Consider the following 23,731-nt stretch of genomic DNA (forward strand, 5'->3'; position numbering starts at 1 on the left):
AAAAATTCAAAGAAGTGGCCGCAACTCGCGTGCCGCATCCAGCAACAGCGGCAGCAGATCGCGCTGCATGGCTTGCGCCGTCAGACGCTGCGGCGAAGCCACCACGTTGAGCGCCGCCACCGTCTTGCCCTGCATGTTGCGCAGCGGGACAGCCAGCGCATGCACGCCCAGCTCGTGCTCCTCCACCGCCAGGCTGAAGTCGTCCGCCCTGACCTGCTCGATCGCGGCGCGAAATTGTTTGAGGTCTATGGTGGTGCGGGTGGTCAGGCGCGGCAGCAGACGGCCCTTGAGCCATTGCGTGAAAGCAGTTTTGGGCTGGGCCGCCAGCAACACGCGTCCGGTCGACGTGGCATGGGCCGGCAGCCGGGCGCCCAGGTGCAGGCCGTAGGCCAGCACCCGCACGGCACCGGCGGAGGAGTTTTTCCACTCGTAGCCGCTGCGCCCGACAATCACCACCTCATCCCCGTCCAGCACACCGGCTGAAAACGACTCCTGGGTCTGCGCCGCCAGCCGGTTCAGGGTCGGCTGGATGGCGCGCGGCAAACGCGCCGACGCCAGATAACTGCCCGAAAATCGCAACACCTTTGGCGCCAGCCAGAAGTAGCTGCCGTCGGTTTCAAGGTAACCCAGGTGCGCCAGGGTCAGCAGGTGCCGGCGCGCGGCCGCGCGGGTGATGCCGGCACGTTCCGCGGCCAAGGTTGCATTCAGGCGCTGACGCTGGGTGTCAAAACTTTCCAGCACGGCCATGCCTTTGGCCATGCCTTCAATCATGTCGGCCTTGGCAATGGGTTTGTTCGTCTGCAGTTCGCCGGAGGTCCGGGCGGAGGGTGTGCGTGGTGTGGATGGGGCGCTCATTGCGCGATCATCGCACAATTGCCCCGCACATCGTGCAAAGCCCGACCCCGGCCGCTGCAAGCATCTAGCCACCGGCCAGTCCAACGCATACGCTTGAATCTCGACAAAATTTCAACGTGATCAGCGGAGACAGACATGCGTGTACAAGTGGCAATTGTGGGTGGTGGACCGGCCGGACATTTGCTGGGCCAACTGCTTTACAAGGCGGGGATTGATGCGGTGGTGCTGGAGCAACGCAGCCAGGACTATGTGCTCGGTCGCATCCGCGCCGGCGTGCTGGAACAAGGCACGGCCGATCTGCTCGATGAAGTCGGTGTCGGTGCGCGCCTGCACCGCGAAGGCCTGGTGCACGGCGGTGTGGCCCTGGGTTTTGGCGGTGCGCACCACCGCATTGACCTGCACAAACTCACCGGCAAAAACGTCACGGTCTACGGCCAGACCGAAGTCACCAAAGACCTGATGGAGGCCAGGGCCGCCGCCGGCCTCACCACCATTTATGAAGCTGAAAACGTCACCCTGCACGACTTCGACACGCCGCAGCCCAAGGTGCGTTACACCAAGAACGGCGCCACGCATGAAGTGCTGTGCGACTTCATCGCCGGCTGCGACGGTTACCACGGTGTCAGCCGCGCCAGCGTGCCGGCCGACGCGTTGCGCACCTTCGAGAAGGTCTATCCTTTCGGTTGGCTGGGTGTGTTGTCGGAAACGCCGCCAGTGTCGGAAGAACTGATTTACGCCAACCACGAACGCGGCTTTGCCTTGTGCAGCATGCGCAGCCACACCCGCAGCCGTTATTACGTGCAGTGTTCGCTCGATGACAAGGTGGAAAATTGGAGCGATACCGCTTTCTGGGACGAGTTACGCCGCCGCCTCGCCCCCGAAGTGGCTGAAACCCTGGTCACCGGCCCATCGATTGAAAAAAGCATTGCGCCGCTGCGCAGTTTTGTGGCCGAACCCATGCGTTTTGGTCGCCTGTTCCTGGCCGGCGACGCGGCCCACATCGTGCCGCCCACAGGCGCCAAGGGCCTGAACCTGGCGGTCAGCGATGTTCGTTACCTGTCCCGCGCGTTCGCCGAGTTTTACGGCGGCAGCGAAGCCGGCATCAACAACTACTCCGATACCTGTTTGCGCCGGGTCTGGAAGGCGGTGCGTTTCTCGTGGTGGTTCACCTCGTTGATGCACAAATTCCCCGACGACACCGGCTTCGGCCCGAAAATCCAGGCGGCCGAACTGGACTACCTGATCCATTCAGAAGCCGGCTCGACAGCGCTGGCGGAAAACTATGTGGGCTTGCCCTATTGAGTTGCGGCGGCCGGTTGACTTGTCATTGCGGGCTTGACCCGCCATCCATGCTGGCGCACAGAGACTGTGGGTTGATGCGGCATGGATCCCGGATTCCCGGATCAAGTCCGGGACAGGTTCAGTCCGGGATGACAAACCTCACGCGCCGCGATCTGCCTCATGAACCAGCAAGTCCCCCGGCTGGCAATCCAGAAATTCGCAAATTTTGAGCAAGGTGTCAAAACGCACACCCTTGACCTTGCCTTGCTTGAGCAAAGACATGTTGGCTTCGGTGATGCCGACATACGCCGCCAAATCTTTGGACCTGGCCTTGCGCTGCGCAAGCATCACGTCGAGTTTGACGACGATGGACACGGGCGTTGGGATTTAAACGAACTGCGCGTTTTCTTCGGCCAGCGCCACGGCCTTGGCCATCACGGCGGCGATCTGCCACACCATGCCGGCAAACAGCAGGGTCAGCAACTCGTTGCTGCCCAGGGCCATCGCCAGTGAACGTTCGCCACCCGGTGCACTGGCCGTCAGCACCACGCTGATCAGCAAGGACATAAGCAAACCTGTCACCACCGAAGCAAATATGCCGGCAGCAAAACCGCGCAGGCAACGCACGGTGCGCACGCTGAAATATTCCGCCTGCGAGAAGCCTGCAAAGCAGCGCATCGCACACACCAGGCCGTAAGACGCGCAACACACGGGCAGCATGCCCAGCGCCACGGCGAGGCAGCGTTGCAGCAAGGTCACGTCCAGCGTGGCGACCTGCAACAGCGACAAGGTCACGCCGGAGCGCAGCAGCAAACTCTCGGTCGACAGGGTCACCAGTTGGTAGAACACGGCCAGCGGCAGGCTCACCGCCAGCAGGGAGCAGGCCCAGGCAAAGACGCTGCTCATGCGCTGCACTTCGGGGCCCGACAAAGCCGCAGCCGTCAATCTGTTCTTCATGGAAACACCCCTTTCTGGAGGGTTGGAGTATCTCGCAATAATTATCTTAAAACAATAATTATTTTCTGTTTTATATTTATTTTTTCAAATTACTAAGGAATCCAGGCCAGACACCTAGCGGACTCGCCAGTGCCTGGCTGGCTGAAAAAGTCTGTTAAGGTCAATGGCCGCTGCCCGTCCTCCCTCCTCTTACCGACGACCACCGATGACCTCTACCGCTGCATTCAAACCGCTCCAAGGTGTACGTATCCTGAGCCTGGCGCTCAACCTGCCCGGCCCTGCCGCGCTGATGCGTTGCCGGCAGATGGGCGCCACTTGTATCAAGCTGGAGCCGCCGCCGCACAAGGACGCCCCGCCAGGCGCCTCGGGCGACCCCATGGGCCAATACAACCCGGCGGCCTATGCCGCGCTGCACGAAGGCGTGCGTGTGAGCGTGGCCGACCTGAAGACCGACGAGGGCCAGCAAACCCTGCACCGCGCGCTGAGCAAAACCGATGTCTTACTCACCTCTTTTCGCCCTTCCGCACTGGTCAAGCTGGGCTTGAGCTGGCCGGCGCTGCACCACCGTTATCCGGCGTTGAGTCAGGTCGCCATCGTTGGCGCGCCCGGTGAAGCGGGTGAAGAACCCGGCCACGACCTGACCTACATGGCCGACAACGACCTGGTGACCGGGCTGGCGCTACCGCCCACCCTGTATGCCGACATGGGCGGCTCGGTGATGGCCAGCGAAGCGGTGTTGCAAGCCGTGATCCACCAGCGCCAGCCGTATGCGGGCACGGGAGACCCGCATCCGCAAGGCGTGTTTCTGGAGGTGGCCCTGTCCAGCGCCGCCCGCTACCTGGGCCTGCCCCGCGCCTGGGGCCTGACCACACCCGGCGGCGCCGTCGGCGGCGGTCATGCCGGCTACCGCGTTTATCCCTGCCAGGACGGCCGCGTCGCCGTGGCCGCGCTGGAGCCGCATTTTGCGGCCAGCCTGTGCGCCGCGGCCGGCGTCGAGCTGTCCTCCCTGAAAGCCATGTTTGCCCCCGCCACCCACCAGGCCATCGCCGCCTTTTTGTTGACGCAAACCCGCCGGCAACTCGACCAATTGGCGGTGAACAAAGACATTCCGCTGCACACACTGGCCGAGGCCTAAGCGTTTGGGCCTTGCCTTTCTCAACTGGGCGGATCCTTCCTCCCGCGTCCGTTCTCGGGGCGGCGTGACAAGCCCGACAGGCCAGCGCCCCTCACCCTCACGACAGAAAAATCAAGCCATGAGAAAACAGGGAAGCATCGTGCGCTGGGATGCGGCGCGCGGATTCGGCTTCATTCGCAGCCCAGCGAGCAGCGCCGATATTTTTGTTCACACACGCGATTGCCGCGGCCTCGCGCTGCAGGAAGGCATGACCGTGAGTTTTGAGGAAATCCACGTCGGGGGCAAAGGGCCGCGTGCAACAGCCGTGCAATCGGCAATACACGCGCCGCGTGCGGGCGCGCCACCGATTGAGCGGCGCAGCCGCAACACCCCCGTCGCCCAGCAACGCGCATCGCGGCGTCCAGCCGCGCCGGCCACGGCCACGCCTATCCTGCCCGCCCTGCTGCTGATGCTCGCGTGGGCCGGACTGATCGCCTGGGGCATCTGGAGCCGACGCTTGCCGATGGCGACACCGTTGATCGCCCTGCTGCTGAACTTGGCGACCTTTTTTGTTTACTGGCTCGACAAGTACGCGGCGCAAAAAGGCCAGTGGCGCACCGCCGAAAACACGCTGCACCTGTTCAGCCTGCTGGGCGGCTGGCCGGGCGCCTGGTTCGCCCAGCAGGTCCTTCGGCACAAGTCGAGCAAGGCGTCTTTCCGTGCGGCCTACCGGGCCACCGTGGGGCTGCATGGCCTCGCCTTGACGGGCTGGCTGTTTCGTGAACACCTGCCGAACCTGTCTAAATTGCTACCAAATTTATAGCTGCCTGCGCCCACCTCTCAAGGGCTAGAGACTTATTTAACTCAAAATCCAGAGAAGAACCCGGCTGGGGCTCAACGCGCTGAGGGCTAAGGCGCAGGCACAATACACGGCAATTGACACAGACAGGGAGAAAAATGCGCTTGCAAACAACGGTGCTTGGCGCCGGGGTCATTCAGGGCCTGATTTTCTGGTGGTTGTGGCACGCCCTCAAACTCGGGCATTGGCCAGCCACCGAGCCGCTTGCGTACACGGCCCTTTTGTACGCCGCCTTCGCCGTGCCACTGGTGATCTATTGCCTGCAAGGCATAGCCCGTTTTCCGGCATGGCTGCGGCGTGCCGCGGCGCTGGCCTACCTTGTGGTGTACGCTGCGCTGGGTGCTTATGCGGCCTGGGCGTCGGGTGCGACCGGCCGCCAAACCGGCCTCGAACCCGCCAACGTACTGGCCGCCCTTGTTCTGGGTTTTGTCAGCCTGAGTTTGCTCTGCGGTTTTGACGTGGCGCTACGCCGCTGGAACTACGCCAGGCTCTTCAACTACACATGGCGCAATGGCATCCTGCTGGTGACCGCCGCAGCCATGACCGGTGCCGCCTGGCTGGTGCTGTTTGCCGGCGCCAGCCTGATGGCGCTGATCGGGGTCAAGCAGATCAAGGACCTCATCACCGAGCCGGCCTTTATCTTTCCGGTGACCAGCCTGGTGTTTGCCGCCGCTTTTTCACTCGGGCTGGCCCGCGCCGCCATGGCCGAGTCGATACGCCGATTCTGGCTCTCGATTTCGTCGTGGCTGTTGCCTCTGGTTCTGTTTTTTGGCGTGTTGTGGGCGGCGGCTGTGCCCTTCACCGGGCTTGATCCCTTGTTCAAGACCAAAAGCGCAGCGCTCATCATGCTGTGGTTTGCCGCGCTGGCAGTGAAGTTTTCCAACTGCGCCTACCAGGACGGTGAGATTTCATCGCCTTACCCGCCCTGGCTTGCCCGCGCCACACAAGCGGCCTGGTTAAGCTTGTTGCCCGTGGTCGCCATCGCCTGGTGGGCCCTTGGTTTGCGTGTAGCGCAGCATGGCCTGTCGGAGCAGCGCCTTTGGGCGGGGCTGGTAGCCGCCATCGCAGCCATTTATGCCGTGGGTTACGCCTTGTCGTGGCTGAAGGCAGAGCGCTGGATTGCCAGCATCGCCCGGACCAACATCGTCGCGGCCATCGTTTTATGCCTGGGCTTGCTGGCCTTCCTGACGCCTCTGGCCGACATCCAGCGGCTCGCGGTGTCCTTTCATGTCCGGCATGTGACGGCCGCCCATGGTGCGATCGAGCCCGACTGGAACTACCTGCGCTGGCGCTCGGGCCGGTTTGGCCGCGAAGCACTGCAAGGCATCGCCGCAAGCACGGACGGCCCCACCGATGGCAAGTGGCAGAAACAGGCGACGAGCATGCTGGCGCAAACCCGCCCCTTCGAGACTGCACCGACGGTGGTGAGCGAAGCCTACGTTCAGGAAAAGCTGCGCGTGTTTCCCAGGCAGCAGATGCTGCCGGCGTCATTCCTCAAACATGTGCAGGCATCGAAACAGGACTGGATGTTCAGCAAATGCCTGGAAGCCAGCGCCAGCTGTGTCGTCTGGCTGGGTGACTTGAATAACGATGGTCAGAACGAACTCCTGCTGTTCAATTCCGAGCGGCAGATGCATGGCACGGTGTTTACACAGTCCAACGACACGTGGAAACAGGCAGGCAACTTCTCCTCCCGAGGATCGGATGGCAAGTTCGACAGTGCCAGGCTGGAAGATGCCCACATTGCCCAACCCGACTGGAGCGATCTGGTGGTGGACGGAAAACGCCTCCGGCTCCAGCTGAATCAGCAATAAGCACCAAATAAGCCTCCAGCCCTTGCCCCACGGGCGCAAGCAGCTCCCAAAACAATAGCGACTTCGAGGTGAGGCAACGGGCCCTGGCCGCGCTAAAACTCAACCAGGCTGAAATTGCCCTTGGCTACGCCGCAGTCCGGGCAACTCCAGCTGTCCGGAACCTCGGCCCAAGGCGTGCCGGCGGCGATGCCATCCTCAGGCCGGCTGGTGGCTTCGTCGTAGACAAAGCCGCAGACGAGACAAATCCAGGTCGTCAGGTCATTGCGGCTCTATGCCCAGGTCGCGAATACGCTTGGTGATGATGTCGAACTCGGCCTTGTAGTTGGCCTGAGCCTGTTCAGGCGTGCTCACCTGCATCTCGAAGCCGCGGTCTACGAGCTGGTTGCGCACCTCCGCGCTGTTGGCAATCGCGCGGATTTCCGTGGCCAGCCGCTGCACGATGGGCGCCGGCGTCTTGACCGGCACCAGGACCGCCATCCAGACGCTGGTGTCGTACAGCGGGTCTGTGAAGCCCAGCTCACGCAGCGTGGGCACGTTGGGCAAGGCGCTGGAGCGCTCTCGGCCCATCATCGCGAGCGGCACAATCTTGCCCGCGGCGACCTGCTGCTTGGCCGTCGCCACGCTGGTCAGGCCAATGCTGACGGTGTGGCCCATCAGGTCCTGCACCACCGGCCCTTCGCCGCGCTGCGGCACATGCACCATCTGCGCCTTCAGGTTCCGGTTCAGCGCCTCGCCAGCCAGGTGACCCAGGCCGCCTATACCCCAGGAGCCGTAGCTGAACTTGGCGGCCGGCACGGCCAGCTTGCGGAAGTCCTCGAAGTTCTTCACACCCAGCTCGGTGTTGGCTGAAATCAGCGCCGGGCTGCGCAGGATTTGCGCCACAAAGGCCAGGTCTTTTTGGGGGTCATAAGGCAGTGTCTTGAACAGCGCCACGTTGTTCACCAGCGGATCATTGATGGTGAACAAAACGGTATAACCATCCGGTTCCGCCTTGGCCACGTCGGCCACGCCAATGGCGCCGGCTGCGCCTGATTTGTTGTCCACCAGCACAGGCTGGCCCCATCGCCTGGACAAACGTTCACCGATCAACCGGGCCACAAAATCGGTGGCACCGCCCGCCGGGTAAGGTACAACGAGGCGAATCGGCTTGCTGGGGTAGGCCTGCCCCGCGCCTGCCGCCGGGACTTGTGCCAGGGCCACGCCGGCGGCACCTGCAAACAAGGCGGCCAAGGCAATTTTCTTCAGGGTCCGGGCGATAAAAATACGACGCATGTTTTGTCTCCTGGGGTTTGTTATTTGAAAGCGTTCTGGAAAAGTCAGGCTGCGGCCGCTTCATCGGCCACACGCTGCGCCAGCAGGCGGCGAAACTGCATCAGGGCCGAGTCCATGGCCAGCGGCAGCATGGGTGCGCCGGGTTTGAGCAGCATGTTGCGGTGCTGGGCGGTGATCATGTCGCGGTCTTCGTTGAAGGCGGCGATCAGGCTGGCGAAGATACCCTCGGTCACCGAGGTATCGCCCTGGTCGGCCGGATGTGACTGCTGGAAGAAGTAATGCGTGCTGGTCTCGGTCTCCGGCGTCAGGGTCTGGCAGCTGTGCAGGCGCACGGCATTGCGCATGTCGTCGGGGGCGTCCGTCACCGGCCGGCCGCCGGAATGCATCAGCAGCGTGCCAGGCAACTGGAACTCGTAGATGAACCAGCGGTCCACCGCCGAATCAAAGTTGCGCATCTTGCGGTAATACGGCGGCGGCGGCACGTTGGCGACACGGCGTGTGACCTTGATGCCCTGCTGACCGGGGCCGTCTATCTTCTCGATGGTCGGGGTGGCCTGGGCAATGGCCGTGCTGCCGCCCAGCGTTTTTTCGTGCACATAACTCAGGTGCGAAAAATCCAGCAGGTTGTCGCAGATCAGCAGGTAAGGCGTGTCGTAATGCATGTAACCAGGCTGGTGCACCCAGCCCGGATGGTCGCAGGAGAAGTTGTCCGGCAACAGCGCGCGATCGGCCTTGGCCGGCTCGCCCATCCAGACAAAAACCCAGCGGTTGTGCGAGACCACCGGGTAAGTCTTGACCCGCGCCTTTTCCGGCACGATGGGAATACCGGGCGCGTCCACGCAGCGGCCTGTGGCATCGAACTTCAGTCCGTGGTAGCCGCAGCGCACGCAGTCCCCTTCCCTGCGCCCCTTGGACAGCGGTGCCAGGCGGTGGCAGCAGCGATCCTCCATCGCGGCGAGCGCTCCGCTTTCGGTACGCAGCACCAGGATGGGCTCATTGAGCACGGTGCGGGTGAACAGCTCGCCCGACGCGGCAGCGGGAATGTCGTGATCCCAGGCGATCACGTACCAACAGTTTCGTAGCCACATGTTTTTTGTCTCCTGCGGGTTCTTGGACCCGGGTTGATACAGGAGTCATGGTGCAGGGGGCCGCGCAGGCGCTTGTCCCCCTCATGGGGGACAAGTAGGGTTTTTCGGTCGGCCGGAAAGCCCGGGGCTGTTTTAGCGAACCAGCGCGGCCAACTGCAGGCGGCTCGCCGTGATGCCACGACCGGCGAACTTGGCGTAGGCACGTTTACGCAGCGTGATCACCGTGGAAGGCGCCACGCCCAGCTCGGCCGCGATGCCGTCCGCGCTGATGCCGCAGGCAATATGCGCGCAAACGGCCAGCTCACGCGGGGACAACTCGGGTGCTTTGCGGCGGAGGATGATCTCGGCCGTGGCGATGCGTGACGCCAGCGCCTGTCCTTCGGCTTGCACCGGTCCGCTGCGCAATACACCCCTGTGGGTTTGCCTGAGCAGCGGCGCCACGCCCAGCAGCCGCTGGATTTCGCAAGGCTGGAACGGGCCTTGTGTATTGTCGCGGTACAGGTTGATGGCGTAGGCCGAACCCGGCGTTGGTGAGTAGAAAAAACTCAGGCGGTCGGCCAGGTTGGCACGGTCGTAGATGTCGATGCGCCAGGAGTCCACAAGAATGTCATCGGCACTGAAATGCAGGGCCGTGACCGGCGTCGAGGCACTGTGGCTGCGGTTCAGGTGCTGGGCAATCTGGGTGCCTTGGTCTACGCGCCAGAAGTGTTTGCGGTAGCGCGAGAAGCAGTCGGCCGTGACTTGGCTCAGTTGCCGGTTGCTGGCATGGCCTTCCACCAGCGCAGGGGCGGCCACACCGCCCTGGTTGACGTACTCGACCAGGGACAGGTAATCCACCGGCATCATGGCGTTTAAAAAATCCAGCATCTTGGCCGCGGGCTCGTCGTTGTGCGGAGCGTCCAGCAACAGGGCCACCGAGCTTGCAGGCAGCGCCTGAGAGCTTGATGCAGCGTCGATATGCCATGTTTCCAACATGGCCGGATGATAGGACTTTTAGGCGCCTGCCGTTACCGCGTAAACACTGGTTTCACATCCTCAGGCGCAGCGCCGTCGAGCCAGCAACAACATCGCCGTCCCGAGCAACAAAGCGCCCACACCTTGTCGCGCGCTCAGGGGTTCAGCCAACCACCACGCGGCTGCCAGGGCCGCCACCAACGGCTCAATCAGCGTACCCACCACGGTCGCCGTCGGTGACAGGCGGCGCGCGCCCCAGGCAAAAGCCAGGTAGGCGATCGAGGCGGTGGCCACGCCGGTGTACGCCACCTGCAGCCAGGCGGTGCTGCCCTGCGGCCAGCTCAAGCCTTGTGTACTGGCCAGGACCAGCATCAGCAGCGCCGCTACCGCCATGCTCCAGGCCGAGGCGCTGACCGCCGGCACATGCGCCGGCATGCGGGCGTTGCCCAGCACCACCAGCGAATACAAGGCCGCCGAGGCGAACGACCACAACAGGCCGGCCACGTAGTCGGGCGGCAAGGCCAGGGCCTGTGTTGGGACCACGATCAAGGCGACACCCAGCAGCGCCAGCGTCAAGGCCGCGAGCAGTCGACCATTGGCGCGTTCATACCCACGCAGCACCGACAGCAGCGCCACCACCACCGGCGCGCAGCAAATCGAAATGACGGTGGGCAAGGCCGCGCCTATGTAGCTAACCCCCATGAACCAGCAAGTGACGTTCATGGCCATGGCCAGGCCTGTACCCACAATCAGCGCCCGCTCGCGCCAGGGCAAATGCCGCCAACGGCCGGTGGCGGGTGTCCTCGTACGTTGCCGACAATGCCACCACCAGAGCAGCGGCAAGCCCAGCGCAAACCGCGCCAGCGACAGACTGAACGGCGTCATGCCGCCGGCCATCACAGCTTGGGCGACCAGCGCGCCCACTCCCCACAAGACGCCCGCAAGCAGGACGCCACCCCAGGCCAGAGCGGCCGATGTTCGGGTATTCATACAAATATCTCCCTCCGTGTGCCTGCCGCAAGGCTGTGTTGCCAGAAGAAAGAAAAGGCAGGCAGGCGCGTCAACTCATGGCTGCACGCTGATGTTCTTCATCCGTAGAAGAACAGGCGCAGCCGCATGGCGCAGCCCGGCATCAAGCCGGGTGCATTACAGAGCGACGGATGGAGGGGAAAGCTGGAGATGCATGGCAGCATCATAACCAGGGCCACAAGCATGCGGGCTTGGTTCAAACCGTTGGCCGCGCAGAGCGCTGGTGTCGTGGCAAGCATCAGCAGGCGAATGCGGACTTGCTCGATGGCGTATGCGGCCCAGGTCTTGTCCCGGTTTACGGTTCGCTGCCGGGCGTATCATGACTTTTACGTGTCTAAACAATGACTCATTGCGGGTTCGCGGGTCATCAATCGCAGAGTATTGAGGGAATCGTTTGTTGCCAATACGCCAAGATCGCAAAATCAGTTTCATCGGCGGGATCATCCTGCTGGTGGCCACTCTGGCGGCAGGTATTTCCGTCTACGTCGTGATGCAGCGACAAGCAGAGACCGCACTCAGCAGAAACCTTCAGGCATCACTGCAGAGCAATGTACGTTTGCTTGAAGACCAGATCAATCGGGCACTGACCGACACGCGGACAGTGACTAACCGTCCTTACCTGATTCAAAACCTGCAATTGCTTGAATCGGAGTCAGACAATGCCAAAGCACCGGTCGAGCTACAGCGGATCGCCAGTTCATTTCTGCTGAGCGGCTTTATAGGCTTGTCTGTTTACGATGTCCGTGGCAATGAAGTGGCGCATGCAGGGCTTTTCTCCAAGAACCATGGCCAGCGCGTTACCCTGAAAACAAAAGATCGCGCATCCTTGTTGTGGGACGGGAAATTCACCATGCAGACAAGCATGGACGTGCTCGATCAACAGGGGCGACGCATCGGTACTGTCGTGACCGAAATCAACTTTCCGATACTGACATACATCTTTGAGGATGCCGTGTCAGTGGGGCGAACCGCCGCATTTGCCGTTTGCGTGCCATTGGAAGGCGACCCCAATCATATGGACTGTTTTCTGGGAACGAATTCCAGAATAGAGTTCATGCGTGTTGTTCGGACAATCGAGGGGAAACCATTGCCGATGAATGACGCCCTGAACGGGGGCACCGGCGTCATCTTGAGCAAGGATTACCGGCTGGAGCAGGTGGTCGCAGCCTATAGGCCCCTGAGTTCGCTCGGGTTCGGCGCGGTGTTGAAGATCGACGAGGCAGAACTCTATTCCCCAATCATCGAGCAGTTGAAGTTCATCGCGCCGCTGCTATTGGCGCTAGTGGCAACCGGCATGTTGCTGCTGAATTTTCTGGTGACACCGCTGCTGCGCAAGTTGGTCCGCTCGGAGCAGGCCGCACGTGATGCGAATGTCCTGGTGCACAACAGCGAAACGCAGTTGCGCGAGATCACCGACGCGGTGCCGGCCTGGATCACCTACGTTGATGCCGACCAGCGCTTTCGCTTTCATAACAAGGCCTTCGGAGAATCCCTCGATCTGCCGTACGAGCAGATCAAGGGAAAAACCTTGCACGAAGTCCTTGGGGACGAACTCTACGAAACAGTGCGCTTGCGGGTAAAAGAAGTGCTGTCGGGGTACCCGGTGGTTTACGAGCGCACCCAGAAAACCGCGCGCCGCGGCCTCCGGGACTATGTCGTCAGCTACTTTCCGCGTTATGGCGATGACAAAGAGGGCCGGGTCCTCGGATTTTATGCACTGGGCACGGACATCACCGAACTCAAGCGCATTGACCGCATGAAAAGTGAATTCGTCTCCACAGTCAGCCACGAGCTTCGCACGCCGCTCACGTCCATACGCGGTTCGCTCGGCCTGATCGCCGGCGGTGTCGCCGGCCAGCTCCCGGAGGCCGTCAAGACGCTGGTGGGTATTGCCAAGACCAACTGCGAGCGTTTGATCCGTCTGATCAACGACATCCTTGACATCGAGAAAATTGAGTCGGGCAAGATGAAACTGGACCTGCAGGCCGTGGATCTCAAACTCTTGCTGGCGCAGGCGCTGGTGGCCAACGAAGGTTTTGGCGCCGCGCACAAGGTAGGCTTGAGCCTGCATTTCCCCGACGACAAGGTGCAGGTCCACGTGGACAGCGACCGCTTGATGCAGGTCATCACTAACCTGCTGTCCAATGCCATCAAGTTCTCACCATTCGGCGGGACGGTGGAAGTTCATGTGTCACTGCCGGGCACCAAGGTGCGGATCGAAGTGCGTGATCACGGGCCGGGTATCCCTCTGGAATTTCGCAAGCGCATCTTCCAGAAATTTTCCCAGGCGGATTCATCCGATACGCGCCAGAAAGGCGGCACCGGGTTGGGCCTGAACATTTCACAAGCCATCGTCGAGCGCCTGGGCGGCAGCATTGGTTTTCAAACCGAAGTGGGTGCAGGCAGTACTTTTTTTATTGAATTGCCCCAATGGAAAGGCTTGCCGGCTGCGGCCGTCCCCGCCACAGCACATGCCGCGGTCCGACCCCGGGTCCTCATCTGCGAAGACGACCACGACATCGCCCGCCTGATCTGCATGATGTTGGACAAAGGCGGTTTTGACGCCGACATGGTCTACAGCGCAGCGCAGGCGCAGGCTTATCTGGCGCAAACCCCCTATGCCGCAATAACGGTGGACCTGAAATTGCCCGACCAGGATGGCATCACACTGATTCGTACGCTGCGCCGGCAGGAAAGCACACGCGACCTGCCCATCGTCGTGGTCTCTGCCAAAGCCGGCAAAAAAGAGATGCAGGCCAACAACCAGACGCTGTCCGTGTCGGGCTGGCTGGAAAAGCCGATCGACGAAAATCTGCTCATCCTGAGCCTGCGGCGCGCCATCAACGGCATGGCCGAGGGCAAGCCCAGAATTTTGCATGTCGAGGACGACCTGGATATACAACGCATCGCCGAGGCCATTGCGCAGGACTTCGCGATCTTTGAATTTGCGGCCACCCTGCAAGATGCACGCGCCCGCCTGCAAGCCCGGCGCTTTGCCCTGGTCCTTCTCGACCTCGCATTAGCAGAAGGCTCGGGTTGGGATTTACTGGCCGACATCGAGGCACTGGCCCCACCGCCGCCCGTGGTGGTTTTTTCGGCCACAGAGATCGATTGGGTCCAGAGCGCACGCGTCGACGCCGTGTTGGTGAAGGCGCAAACTTCCAACGACGAACTGCAACACACCTTGAGGCGCGTGCTCAAGGAAAGTCGCTCACTCGACCGGCCGCTGGAATGAGCCTGCTGATCAGGCGCCCAGCTCGGCCAGCCTGATTTTGAGCGCCGCATTCTCCGCGCTGAGTTCGGCAATGGTTTGTTTGAGCCGCGCAATCACACCTTCGGGCGTGTCAGGCTCGGTGCGTGCCACCGCTTTGGCGGCGCGCACCTGCCGCGCGGCCTGCTGCAGTTCTTTTCTGCCGCCGGCCACGGCCGCCACTTGTTCTTCCACCGGCAGCGACGCCACGGTGGCGGCTGCGTTGATGGAAATCGTGCCGGACTTCACCGCCGCCACCAGTTCGGGCGCTGCCGACTTCTGGATCTTTTCGATCTGACTGATGGTGTTGCTGCTGACACGCGCCGCCTTGGCCATGGCTTCGCGCGACAAACCAGACTCGGGCGCAAGCGCGGCGGCTGCCGTCATGGAAGGCTCGGGGCTGTTGCCTTCGTCCCACGGTGGTGAGGCATCGGCGGGCGCGGCGCTAATTTCTGGCGCGGATGGTTCGCGTGCGGCCAGGATGTCTTTTTTACGCAGGGCCAACACGCCACGCTGATAGTCCGATACGCTGCGACGGCCCAGGTGCTGGTCAATCATCCACAGGTGAACGTCGTCCAGTGACTTGAACTGGCTGTGCTGCACGGTGTTAAACGGAATGCCGTGTTGGGTACAGATGCCGTAACGGTTGTGCCCGTCCACCAGCACGTCGCCCCACAGCACCAGGGCATCGCGGCAGCCTTCACTCAGCAAGCTGCGCTCCAGGGCCTGGTGTTCGTCGGGGGTCAGCGGATCGATGTAGGCAAGTAAGTCTTCGTTGACCGTGATATTCATGATTGGCTAATTTATTGAGCAGGTATGTGTGAAACAAGCTTCTCCCGCCGTGCGCTGGGTGCAAGGCTGTGTCGCCAATAAAAAGAGGGTCAACGCAGGAACAAACGCCGTGTTGCAGGCAACGCTGGCACATTCGGCAGCAAGCCGGGACAGGGCCGCGTGACGGTAGCGGGAGAAAGCTGGGCCTGCATCATAGCCAAGTTCACCCCCGGCCGCAGCGGCCTGGGCTTAACTCAGGCTGAGTTGTTCAGCTTGTTCTGAGGGCCACCTGTCGTCAAGCGGCGCCAAAATCGCTACCAAATTGATAGCTTTTTGCGCCTGCTGGATAAGGGCTACAAGCCTATTTTCCTTAAGCAATCCGTCAAACACCTGATTCCGACCGGCCCGCACGCCGAGACAAAGCTCCGCTGGCCAGCGCCACACCGCAAGCAACCAGGGCACTGGCCACCAAGATGCCGGCCCCCAGCGGTTCATCAAGCAACCAGGCGGCGCCCAGGGCCGTGGTCAAAGGCACAAGCGCGCTGGACAACGACGCACTGGCCGCGCCCAGCCGGGCGATGGCGATCATGTAGGTCACCAGGCCCAGCAGGCCTGCCGCCACCCCCTGTCCCAACGCCTGCCAGGCCACCTCGGTCCACGGCGCGCTCAGAAGCCGCGGCGCGCCCCAGACCAGTAGCAGCGGCAAGAGCAGCAAACAGGACCAGGTATTGATCACCGCGGCGCCTTGCCAGGGCGTGAGGCCGCTGCGGCGGAAGGCCAACGTGTACAAGGCCCAGACCCCGGCGGCCAGGACAAACAACAGGTCGCCGCGCCAGGTCAGCGCCAAACCGTCCACGCTGCCCGCGCCAAACACCGCCATGCCGGCCACCAGCAACAACAAGCCGGCCAGGCGCGGGCCGCTGATGGGCTCGCCATGCAGCCGCCAGGCGCCCAGCGCCGTGAACAGCGGCACGCTGCCGGCCATGAACACTCCCATGTGGCTGGCCGGGGCCCACTGTGCACCGGCCAAGGCCAGCAGGCCAAACGGCAGGCCACCGCCCAGCACCAACACGGCGAGCCGACGACGCGGCAAACCGTGCGGCAACAAACCGGTTTTGAAAAGCAGCGGTAACAACACCAGCGCGGGCACGCCGTAACGCAACACGGCCAGCTCCAGTGGCCCCAGCGAGGTCGTCACGCCGTGGCGTGAGGCAATTTGCCAGCCGCTGCCAATCAGGGCTGCGGCCAGCGCGGCCAACAGGCCGAGGACGAGGTTGCGGTTCATGCCGCCAGTCTGGCGCTGCGGGCCAGCGGCGGCTATCAGATTCCTGCGCTTGTGAGTTCGCGTCTGACCTGGGCCGGCGTCACGCCCAGTTCGCTCAGAAAGGCCGTTCCCAAATGGCTCTGGCTGCTGTAACCCAGTTCATGCGCCAGCGCGGCGAGATCACGCTCGCCCTCTTCCAGGCGCTGCAGCGCCGTGGCCAGGCGCAGGCGCTGGCGGTAACCGTGCAAGCTCAGGCCGGTGTGGCGCCGGAAGCTACGTGCCAGGTGGAACAGCGAACAACAAGCCGCATCCGCCACCTCGTGCAAGGTCCAGGGCGCGGCGCCCATCTCCGCTGTGCGCGCCACCATGAAACGCTGAGCCCGCTGCACGGCGGCGGCCGATCGCCCTTGCCCGCGCGCGGCAGGTGCGGCCTGCTGCAACATGGTTTGCAGCAAGGCCTGCGTGGACGCGCCACTGGGGTGGCCCAGCGCCAGCGCGCGCCAATGCCGCCGCAGTTGCCACAAGGCGCGTGGTGTCAATACCCAGGCGGCTGGCGGCGGCAGTGTCTGGTCGGCACCAGTCGGCGCACTCACCACGATGCTGGCACGCGCCGCATCGACACAGGCTTTCATTTGGTAGCGCTGACCGGAGGGCAGGCACACGGCGGTCAAACCGTCGAGCAGGATGGTTTGTTCATCCGTACGAAACTCGGTGGCGCCGCTGGCCGGCAAGACCAGGCGCTGGGTCGCCACTTCGTAGCTGGGGCTCCACTGCGCGTACGGGGCTTGCAGCTCCACACGCTCCACCGTCAGGGTGGCCGTGTGTTGCAGCAAGGTACGGTGTTGGGGCATGCCTGACTATAAAACGCGGCGCGCCGGTCAGCCAGTACAAGCGCAGTCGCTATTGAATTCATAGCTGCTTGCGACAGCCAGGCAAGGGCCGGAGGCATTATCAACTCTCCTGCAAGCGGCAGCCCTCATCTGTAGTAGTTGTACCAGTTGCTTTTATAATTTTCGTCAAAGTTCTGTTTTGAATCAAACTGCACTGCAAAACCGTCTTCTGAGATGTAGCCGAATTCGTCGTATTGCTTCAATATCTTGAAGTATTGGTGTGCATACGCCTCCCTCTTGCCTGCTACGGCATACGCTTTGGCCTGGGCATCGGTGTAGAACATAAACGTCGGGTGGGCAAAGAATCTCGAAATAGTCCAAAGGTCCGGATTCGCGATACGAAGCTTCAACGCTTCGATTTCTTGATCCGGGATTTTGCTATCCGCGTCCTGGCGGGCAATTGGCGAAAATGCCGAAAAAACCACGAAGAGTCCTTCTACGTCGTATCGATGAACTGACTGGCGGGTAATCATTCCCATGAAGCGCAACGCTATTGCCCGCTGTTTCTCATGGTCGAAGTTGAACCCGTCTCTAAATGATTCAGAGTCTTTTTGGTGTTCGAGGACCACTTGAAGTCGAGGGGCGTGAAGCTCGTTGCATGGGTCGTAAATGACGTTCAAAACAGTTACCGCCCATTTGTCACCGATCCAAGCAGCCAACTCGTCAAAAGGGGCCACAAGCTGCGCGATACCCCGCTTGATCTGTCTGGTTGCTTTGTACTCTGCATCAGAGGAAGTTATCAACGGTCATACTCCATTCGCACCACGGGGGGCCAAGGGGCTGCGCGCTTTTGTGCAGTCCCTGAAATTGGGGTCAGGATAGATTTGCATGAGACGTCCCTCCTGATCGTACAAGACCAAAGATCTCGATGTCCCTGAACCGGTGGACTCATTCAGGTCGTTGGTAGCCACATACGCATACAGGGGCGCGCGCACGTCTAAGCGAAGAAAACCATCGACGTCTGCATGGCGCTGCACAGACATGGCAGGCCGGGTTTGCGCGGGCGAACCGCGCCACGAGCTCAGCGCGCCTTGCGAATGAAAGATTTGCCAGCGGGCTTGCCCGAGCCATTGTCGCGTGGCGGCAGGCCGGTGTGCTGGGTCAGTATCCGCCCTTTGACGGGTGTTGTCGGCTTCACTGCCACCGTCGTCGAGTTCTTCTTGCGCGCACTCACGTAGCCACCGTCGGTCAGCGGCTGGAAGGTCGGGATCAAATGGTGCTTGCCATTGCCGATCAGATCGGCGCGGCCCATGGCTTTCAGGGCTTCGCGCAGCAGTGGCCAGTTGTTGGCATCGTGGTAGCGCAAAAAGGCCTTGTGCAGGCGGCGGCGTTTGTCGCCGCGCACGATGTCCACCGTCTCGCTCTCGCGCGTGATCTTGCGCAGCGGGTTTTTGTTGGTGTGGTACATCGTCGTGGCCGTGGCCATGGGTGACGGGTAAAAGGTCTGCACCTGGTCGGCGCGAAAACCGTTTTTCTTCAGCCAGATCGCCAGGTTCATCATGTCTTCGTCGCTGGTGCCGGGGTGGGCGGCGATGAAGTAGGGAATCAAAAACTGCTTCTTGCCGGCTTCGAGCGTGTACTTCTCGAACATCTGCTTGAACTTGTCATAGCTGCCGATGCCGGGTTTCATCATCTTGGTCAGCGGGCCCTGCTCGGTGTGTTCGGGCGCAATCTTCAGGTAACCGCCGACGTGGTGCGTGACCAGCTCTTTCACGTATTCGGGTGACTGCACGGCCAGGTCGTAACGCAGGCCGGAGCTGATCAGGATTTTCTTCACACCCTTGAGCGCCCGCGCGCGGCGGTACATCTTGATCAGCGGGTTGTGGTCGGTGTTCAGATTCGAGCAAATGCCCGGGTAGACACAACTTGGCTTGCGGCAGGCGGCCTCGATCTCGGGCGACTTGCAGCCGATGCGGTACATATTGGCGGTCGGGCCGCCCAGGTCGGAAATCGCGCCGGTAAACCCTTTGACGGTGTCGCGGATGGCTTCGATCTCGCGGATGACCGAATCTTCGGAGCGGCTCTGGATGATGCGGCCTTCATGCTCGGTGATGGAGCAGAAGGTGCAGCCGCCGAAACAGCCGCGCATGATGTTGACGCTGAAACGGATCATTTCCCAGGCCGGGATTTTGGTCGCGCCGTCGTGGCTGCCGGCTTCGTCCTGGTAGGCCGGGTGCGGCGAACGCGCATACGGCAGATCGAACACGTAGTCCATCTCGGCCGTGGTCAGCGGAATCGGCGGTGGTGTGATCCACACGTCGCGCGCGGTCACACCTTCGCCGTGGGCCTGCACCAGCGCGCGGGCGTTGCCGGGGTTGGTTTCGAGGTGCAACACGCGGTTGGCGTGGGCATACAAGACGGCGTCGCTTTTGACCTGCTCGTAAGACGGCAGGCGGATCACCGACTTGTCGCGCGGCGGCACCTTGATCTTGCCCTGCATGTGGGACAAGCTGGGGTTGGGCACAAAGGTCAGCGGCTTGATGGCCGGGTTGGCTTGCGGCATTTTGCTCAGCACCGGCGAGCCGGCCGACTCGGCCTTGACAGCGACTTCGGCGGCCTCGTCTTCGCGGGCGCAAGTGGCGCCCTGCTCTTTGGCCTGTTCCGAAATCATCAGATACGGGTTGACATGCGCTTCGACCCGGCCCGGCGCGTCCACATTGGTGGAGTCGATCTCGAACCAGCCCTGGGCGGTTTCGTCGCCGCTGCGACGGATAAAAGCCGTACCGCGGATGTCGGTCATGGTGGCCACCGGCTCTTTGGCCGCCAGGCGGTGGGCAATTTCGACAATCGCACGTTCGGCGTTGCCGTAAAGCAGCAAATCACACTTGGCGTCGATCACGACAGAGCGGCGCACCTTGTCGGACCAGTAGTCGTAATGCGCAATGCGGCGCAAAGAACCTTCGATGCCGCCCAGGATGATGGGCACGTCTTTATACGCTTCGCGGCAGCGCTGCGAATACACCAGCGCGGCGCGGTCGGGTCGTTTACCGCCTATGTCGCCGGGGGTGTAGGCGTCGTCACTGCGGATTTTGCGGTCCGCCGTGTAGCGGTTGATCATGGAGTCCATGTTGCCGGCGGTCACGCCGAAAAACAGGTTGGGTTTGCCCAGCGCCTTGAAAGGATCGGCGCTTTGCCAGTCGGGCTGCGCAATGATGCCGACGCGAAAACCCTGGGCTTCCAGCATGCGGCCTATGACCGCCATGCCAAAGCTGGGGTGGTCCACGTAGGCGTCGCCGGTGACCACGATGATGTCGCAGCTGTCCCAGCCCAACACGTCCATCTCGGCACGGCTCATCGGCAAAAACTTGGACGTGCCGAAGCGGCTTGCCCAGTACTTGCGGTAGCTGGTCAGCGGTTTGGCGGCGCGCGTAAAGAAGGAGACGTCAACGGGGGCGTTCATGGGGCGATCTGTAAAAACCGCCGGAAGGCACCTAGTGGCGCAGCCTGCGATTTGGGGATAACCCGCGATTTTAAGGTTTTAATGTCGTCAGCGCACCTTTAAGGGCTATACGAGGGGCAGGTTGGCCAGATTTTCAGCTATAAATTGGCCTTAAAGGCCGATTTATAAATGAAATAAGCCTCTAGCCCAGGTGTATCTTGCGCAGGCAGCTATTAATTAAATAGCAAGCCAACATCCCCAAAGCGGCCGGCCTTTGTTCGCCAAAGGTCGGCCAAGTCTTTAGCCGCGCGCCGCCAGCACCTGGCCGCGGCAGTCGCCAAAACCTATGCGCCTGAAACCGCTGCGCTCGCAGTGGCCGCGAATGATGATGGCGTCGCCGTCCTGCAAAAAGGTGCGGGTTTCGCCATTGGCCAGCGTCAGCGGGCTTTTACCGCCCGCTGTGAGCTCCAGCAGGGAGCCGGCCTGTTCCGGCTTGGGGCCGGACTGCGTGCCGGACCCCAGCAGGTCGCCGGGCTGCAGGTTGCAGCCGTTGACGGTGTGGTGCGTGAGCATTTGTGCGACCGTCCAGTAGGCATCGCGGTAGCTCGACTGCGACAGGCGCTGCGGCGCCAGACCGGCGTCCCGCATGGCCTGGGTCTCTATCAGCACTTCCAGTTCAACATCCAGCCCGCCCTGCTTACGGTTGCTGGCCGAATCCAGGTAAGGCAGCGGCTGCGGATCGGTCTCGGGGCGTTCAAAAGAAGCTCGGAATGGCGCCAGCGCTTCCATGGTCACGATCCAGGGCGAAATCGTGCTGGCGAAGTTTTTCGCCAGAAACGGGCCCAGCGGCTGGTATTCCCAGGCCTGCACATCGCGTGCCGACCAGTCATTGAGCAGCACCAGGCCAAAGGCGTGGTCTTCGGCACGGTCTATGGCGATGGGCTCGCCCAGCGCATTGCCCTGCCCCACCAGCAGGCCCAGCTCCAGCTCATAGTCCAGCCGCTGGCTGGGGCGCAACTGCGGCATTTCCTCGTTCGGGCCTTTGGTCTGGCCCAGCGGGCGGGGAAAGGTCTGGCCGCTCACACCAATCGAGGAGGCCCGGCCGTGGTAGCCGATAGGCACCCATTTGTAATTGGGCATCAGGGGCTGGTCCGGACGGAATAACTTGCCGACCGTGGTGGCGTGGTGGATGCCGGTGTAGAAATCGGTGTAGTCGCCGATGCGGCAAGGCACGGCGTATTCCGCCGCCGCCTGCGGCAGCAGGCAGGGCTGCAGCGCGGCCTGTTGGCTGCTGCCTGCGCACAGTGCTTGCGACAGCGCCTGGCGCAGGGCAACCCGGGCGGCACGGCCCTGGGCCATGAAGGCGTTGAGCTCGCCGCGCTCGCAGCCATCGAGCCTGGCCGCCACATCGGCGGGCAGGACGCCGGCTGCGCGCGCGGCCAGCAGGTCCACAATCAGCTCGCCAATCGCCACGCCGGGGCGAAACGCCTCCTGGCTGCCGGCGCGGCGGAACACGCCCAGCGGCAGGTTCTGGATGGGGAAATCGCTGTCAGATGTGTTGGCTGATTCGACCCACGAATTGAGCGCGGCATCGTGGGTGAAGTCGAGGGGGGCGAGGGGGGCGAGGGTTGGGCTCATCATGGTGTTTCTTTGAAGTTGTCTTTCAGGCCTTGCCAGCAATTGGCATAAGCCGCATCCAGCGCCCCGCCCTGCATGGCGTAAGCGGTGGGTACGAAGGTGTAGCGGCTCTCAAACATGAAGGCCAGCGTGTTGTCCAGTTTGTGCGGCGCCAGTTCGGCGTTGCTGGCTTTTTCAAAGGCTTCGGTGTCGGGGCCGTGCGGCACCATGCAGTTGTGCAGCGAGGCGCCACCGGGTTTGAAACCTTCGGGCTTGGCGTCGTACTGGCCGTACACCAGACCCATGAACTCGCTCATGAGGTTGCGGTGGTACCAGGGCGGACGGAAGGTGTTTTCGGCCACCATCCAGCGCGGCGGGAAAATCACGAAGTCGCAGTTGGCCGTGCCGGGCGTGTCCGAGGGCGAGGTCAGCACCGTGAAAATCGACGGGTCCGGATGGTCGTAGCTGATCGAGCCTATCGTCATGAAATGGGCGGTGTTGTACTTGTAGGGCACCAGGTTGCCATGCCAGGCCACCACGTTGAAAGGCGTGTGGGCCTGGCTCGCGGTCCAGAAGTGGCCGCCAAATTTCTTGACGATTTTGTAGGCGCCTGCGACCGCCTCAAACGCCGCCGTGGGGGCCAGAAAGTCGCGCGCATTGGCCAGGCCGTTGGAGCCAATCGGGCCCAACTCGGGCAGGCGAAAAGCCGCGCCGTAGTTTTCACACACGTAGCCACGCGACGGGCCATCGGGCAAGGCCACGCTAAAGGCCATGCCGCGCGGGATCACGGCGATCTCGCCCGGGGCGACGTCCAGCAGGCCCAGCTCGGTTGTCAACAATAAGCGGCCCTGCTGCGGCACCAGCAGCATTTCGCCGTCGGCATTGACGAAGGCGCGCTGCGCCATGGAGCGGCTGGCCAGGTAGACATGGGCAGCGATGCCGGTTTGCCCGTGGGCGTCGCCGTTGGCGGCCACGGTGCGCATGCCGTCGACAAAATCCAGCGCCTGGTCCGGAATCTCAAACGGCGCCCAGCGCAGCGGATCGGGCGGTACCGCCACGCCGCCGGCGGCGCCCGTGGTCCAGCCGGCTTGTACATAAGGCTGATAGCCGCTGGTCACGACCGAGGGCTGGCGGCGGTACAACCAGGTGCGGCGATTTTCGACACGCGGCGCGGTAAAGGCGGTGCCGGAGATCAGCTCGGTGTACAAATCATGCGGCGCGCGTTGCGGGCTGTTGCGCCCCTCGGGCAAGGCGCCGGCGACGGCTTCGCTGACAAATTCGTTACCAAAACCAGACTGGTAACGCAAAGTGGCTGTGTTCATCAAATCGCTCCCAGG

The 23,731-nt window shown here is 62.3% G+C and carries 20 protein-coding genes; 5 read left to right on the plus strand and 15 right to left on the minus strand.

What is annotated here, in order from left to right; translation table 11 throughout:
* Nucleotides 1–6: 6 nt before the first annotated feature.
* A complete protein-coding gene (locus tag R6254_RS03795) occupies nt 7–771 on the minus strand; it encodes an IclR family transcriptional regulator domain-containing protein (RefSeq protein WP_318405198.1) in 765 nt (254 codons plus the stop codon).
* Between the two features lie 219 nt (nt 772–990).
* Here R6254_RS03795 and pobA point away from each other — a divergent pair, with 219 nt between their 5' ends.
* The gene (pobA, locus tag R6254_RS03800) at nt 991–2,157 is read left to right on the plus strand and encodes a 4-hydroxybenzoate 3-monooxygenase (protein WP_318404546.1); all 1,167 of its coding nucleotides are present in this window, start codon (nt 991–993) and stop codon (nt 2,155–2,157) included.
* 138 nt (nt 2,158–2,295) lie between these two features.
* On the opposite strand, the gene R6254_RS03805 is transcribed toward pobA, so the two are convergent.
* Nucleotides 2,296–2,511 carry a helix-turn-helix domain-containing protein gene (locus tag R6254_RS03805; RefSeq protein ID WP_318404548.1) on the minus strand — a complete coding sequence of 72 codons (216 nt, stop codon included), beginning with the start codon at nt 2,509–2,511 and terminating at the stop codon, nt 2,296–2,298.
* 12 nt (nt 2,512–2,523) lie between these two features.
* A complete protein-coding gene (locus R6254_RS03810; RefSeq protein WP_318404550.1) occupies nt 2,524–3,093 on the minus strand; it encodes a DUF2975 domain-containing protein in 570 nt (189 codons plus the stop codon).
* A gap of 205 nt (nt 3,094–3,298) precedes the next feature.
* On the opposite strand from R6254_RS03810, the gene R6254_RS03815 reads away from it, so the two are divergent.
* From R6254_RS03815 to R6254_RS03825, 3 genes are all read left to right on the plus strand, one after another.
* Entirely contained in the window at nt 3,299–4,228 is a 930-nt protein-coding gene (locus R6254_RS03815; RefSeq protein ID WP_318404552.1) for a CoA transferase, read from the plus strand.
* Between the two features lie 118 nt (nt 4,229–4,346).
* Nucleotides 4,347–5,030: a cold shock and DUF1294 domain-containing protein gene (locus tag R6254_RS03820; RefSeq protein ID WP_318404553.1), complete on the plus strand. Its 684-nt coding sequence runs from the start codon at nt 4,347–4,349 to the stop codon at nt 5,028–5,030.
* A gap of 134 nt (nt 5,031–5,164) precedes the next feature.
* Nucleotides 5,165–6,880, plus strand: a complete 1,716-nt coding sequence (locus R6254_RS03825; RefSeq protein WP_318404555.1) for a hypothetical protein — start codon at nt 5,165–5,167, stop codon at nt 6,878–6,880.
* Nucleotides 6,881–6,972: 92 nt separating this feature from the next.
* Here the strand turns inward: R6254_RS03825 and R6254_RS03830 are convergent, their stop codons facing one another.
* The 5 genes from R6254_RS03830 to R6254_RS03850 all read right to left on the minus strand — a co-directional run bounded on the left by R6254_RS03830 (nt 6,973) and on the right by R6254_RS03850 (nt 11,184).
* On the minus strand, nt 6,973–7,137 hold the full coding sequence (locus R6254_RS03830; RefSeq protein WP_318405200.1) for a rubredoxin: 165 nt from the start codon (nt 7,135–7,137) through the stop codon (nt 6,973–6,975).
* Nucleotide 7,138: 1 nt separating this feature from the next.
* Nucleotides 7,139–8,152 carry a Bug family tripartite tricarboxylate transporter substrate binding protein gene (locus R6254_RS03835; RefSeq protein ID WP_318404556.1) on the minus strand — a complete coding sequence of 338 codons (1,014 nt, stop codon included), beginning with the start codon at nt 8,150–8,152 and terminating at the stop codon, nt 7,139–7,141.
* A 44-nt stretch (nt 8,153–8,196) separates the two neighbouring features.
* On the minus strand, nt 8,197–9,240 hold the full coding sequence (locus R6254_RS03840; protein ID WP_318404558.1) for an aromatic ring-hydroxylating dioxygenase subunit alpha: 1,044 nt from the start codon (nt 9,238–9,240) through the stop codon (nt 8,197–8,199).
* A gap of 132 nt (nt 9,241–9,372) precedes the next feature.
* Nucleotides 9,373–10,215, minus strand: a complete 843-nt coding sequence (locus tag R6254_RS03845) for a LuxR C-terminal-related transcriptional regulator (RefSeq protein ID WP_318404559.1) — start codon at nt 10,213–10,215, stop codon at nt 9,373–9,375.
* A 60-nt stretch (nt 10,216–10,275) separates the two neighbouring features.
* Complete coding sequence (locus R6254_RS03850; protein ID WP_318404560.1) at nt 10,276–11,184, minus strand: DMT family transporter; 909 nt, start codon at nt 11,182–11,184, stop codon at nt 10,276–10,278.
* A gap of 436 nt (nt 11,185–11,620) precedes the next feature.
* Between R6254_RS03850 and R6254_RS03855 the strand changes: the two genes are divergently transcribed.
* Entirely contained in the window at nt 11,621–14,458 is a 2,838-nt protein-coding gene (locus R6254_RS03855) for an ATP-binding protein (protein WP_318404562.1), read from the plus strand.
* Between the two features lie 9 nt (nt 14,459–14,467).
* Here R6254_RS03855 and R6254_RS03860 read toward each other — a convergent pair whose 3' ends face one another.
* The 7 genes from R6254_RS03860 to hmgA form a co-directional block, all read right to left on the minus strand.
* Nucleotides 14,468–15,265, minus strand: coding sequence for a ParB N-terminal domain-containing protein (locus R6254_RS03860; protein ID WP_318404564.1), 798 nt, complete (start codon nt 15,263–15,265; stop codon nt 14,468–14,470).
* Nucleotides 15,266–15,626: 361 nt separating this feature from the next.
* Complete coding sequence (locus tag R6254_RS03865; protein ID WP_318404565.1) at nt 15,627–16,529, minus strand: DMT family transporter; 903 nt, start codon at nt 16,527–16,529, stop codon at nt 15,627–15,629.
* Between the two features lie 35 nt (nt 16,530–16,564).
* The gene (locus R6254_RS03870) at nt 16,565–17,359 is read right to left on the minus strand and encodes a helix-turn-helix transcriptional regulator (protein ID WP_318404566.1); all 795 of its coding nucleotides are present in this window, start codon (nt 17,357–17,359) and stop codon (nt 16,565–16,567) included.
* Nucleotides 17,360–17,484: 125 nt separating this feature from the next.
* Complete coding sequence (locus R6254_RS03875; protein WP_318404568.1) at nt 17,485–18,141, minus strand: hypothetical protein; 657 nt, start codon at nt 18,139–18,141, stop codon at nt 17,485–17,487.
* Between the two features lie 278 nt (nt 18,142–18,419).
* Nucleotides 18,420–20,798 (minus strand): YgiQ family radical SAM protein, encoded by a 2,379-nt coding sequence (locus tag R6254_RS03880; RefSeq protein WP_318404570.1) that lies wholly within the window; start codon nt 20,796–20,798, stop codon nt 18,420–18,422.
* 279 nt (nt 20,799–21,077) lie between these two features.
* On the minus strand, nt 21,078–22,415 hold the full coding sequence (gene fahA / locus R6254_RS03885; RefSeq protein WP_318405201.1) for a fumarylacetoacetase: 1,338 nt from the start codon (nt 22,413–22,415) through the stop codon (nt 21,078–21,080).
* On the minus strand, nt 22,415–23,716 hold the full coding sequence (gene hmgA, locus R6254_RS03890; RefSeq protein ID WP_318404572.1) for a homogentisate 1,2-dioxygenase: 1,302 nt from the start codon (nt 23,714–23,716) through the stop codon (nt 22,415–22,417). The genes fahA and hmgA overlap by 1 nt, the downstream gene beginning before the upstream one ends.
* Nucleotides 23,717–23,731: the final 15 nt, after the last annotated feature.

The organism is Polaromonas potterensis (assembly GCF_033446725.1).
Lineage (GTDB): Bacteria > Pseudomonadota > Gammaproteobacteria > Burkholderiales > Burkholderiaceae_C > Polaromonas.

What these genes read in the sequence shown, in the direction of transcription:
- R6254_RS03795 (WP_318405198.1), bottom strand. Translation starts at nt 771, where the DNA reads ATGATTGAAGGCATGGCCAAAGGCATGGCCGTGCTGGAAAGTTTTGAC.
- pobA (WP_318404546.1), top strand. Translation starts at nt 991, where the DNA reads ATGCGTGTACAAGTGGCAATTGTGGGTGGTGGACCGGCCGGACATTTG.
- R6254_RS03810 (WP_318404550.1), bottom strand. Translation starts at nt 3,093, where the DNA reads ATGAAGAACAGATTGACGGCTGCGGCTTTGTCGGGCCCCGAAGTGCAG.
- R6254_RS03815 (WP_318404552.1), top strand. Translation starts at nt 3,299, where the DNA reads ATGACCTCTACCGCTGCATTCAAACCGCTCCAAGGTGTACGTATCCTG.
- R6254_RS03820 (WP_318404553.1), top strand. Translation starts at nt 4,347, where the DNA reads ATGAGAAAACAGGGAAGCATCGTGCGCTGGGATGCGGCGCGCGGATTC.
- R6254_RS03825 (WP_318404555.1), top strand. Translation starts at nt 5,165, where the DNA reads ATGCGCTTGCAAACAACGGTGCTTGGCGCCGGGGTCATTCAGGGCCTG.
- R6254_RS03835 (WP_318404556.1), bottom strand. Translation starts at nt 8,152, where the DNA reads ATGCGTCGTATTTTTATCGCCCGGACCCTGAAGAAAATTGCCTTGGCC.
- R6254_RS03840 (WP_318404558.1), bottom strand. Translation starts at nt 9,240, where the DNA reads ATGTGGCTACGAAACTGTTGGTACGTGATCGCCTGGGATCACGACATT.
- R6254_RS03845 (WP_318404559.1), bottom strand. Translation starts at nt 10,215, where the DNA reads ATGTTGGAAACATGGCATATCGACGCTGCATCAAGCTCTCAGGCGCTG.
- R6254_RS03850 (WP_318404560.1), bottom strand. Translation starts at nt 11,184, where the DNA reads ATGAATACCCGAACATCGGCCGCTCTGGCCTGGGGTGGCGTCCTGCTT.
- R6254_RS03860 (WP_318404564.1), bottom strand. Translation starts at nt 15,265, where the DNA reads ATGAATATCACGGTCAACGAAGACTTACTTGCCTACATCGATCCGCTG.
- R6254_RS03865 (WP_318404565.1), bottom strand. Translation starts at nt 16,529, where the DNA reads ATGAACCGCAACCTCGTCCTCGGCCTGTTGGCCGCGCTGGCCGCAGCC.
- R6254_RS03870 (WP_318404566.1), bottom strand. Translation starts at nt 17,359, where the DNA reads ATGCCCCAACACCGTACCTTGCTGCAACACACGGCCACCCTGACGGTG.
- R6254_RS03880 (WP_318404570.1), bottom strand. Translation starts at nt 20,798, where the DNA reads ATGAACGCCCCCGTTGACGTCTCCTTCTTTACGCGCGCCGCCAAACCG.
- fahA (WP_318405201.1), bottom strand. Translation starts at nt 22,415, where the DNA reads ATGAGCCCAACCCTCGCCCCCCTCGCCCCCCTCGACTTCACCCACGAT.
- hmgA (WP_318404572.1), bottom strand. Translation starts at nt 23,716, where the DNA reads ATGAACACAGCCACTTTGCGTTACCAGTCTGGTTTTGGTAACGAATTT.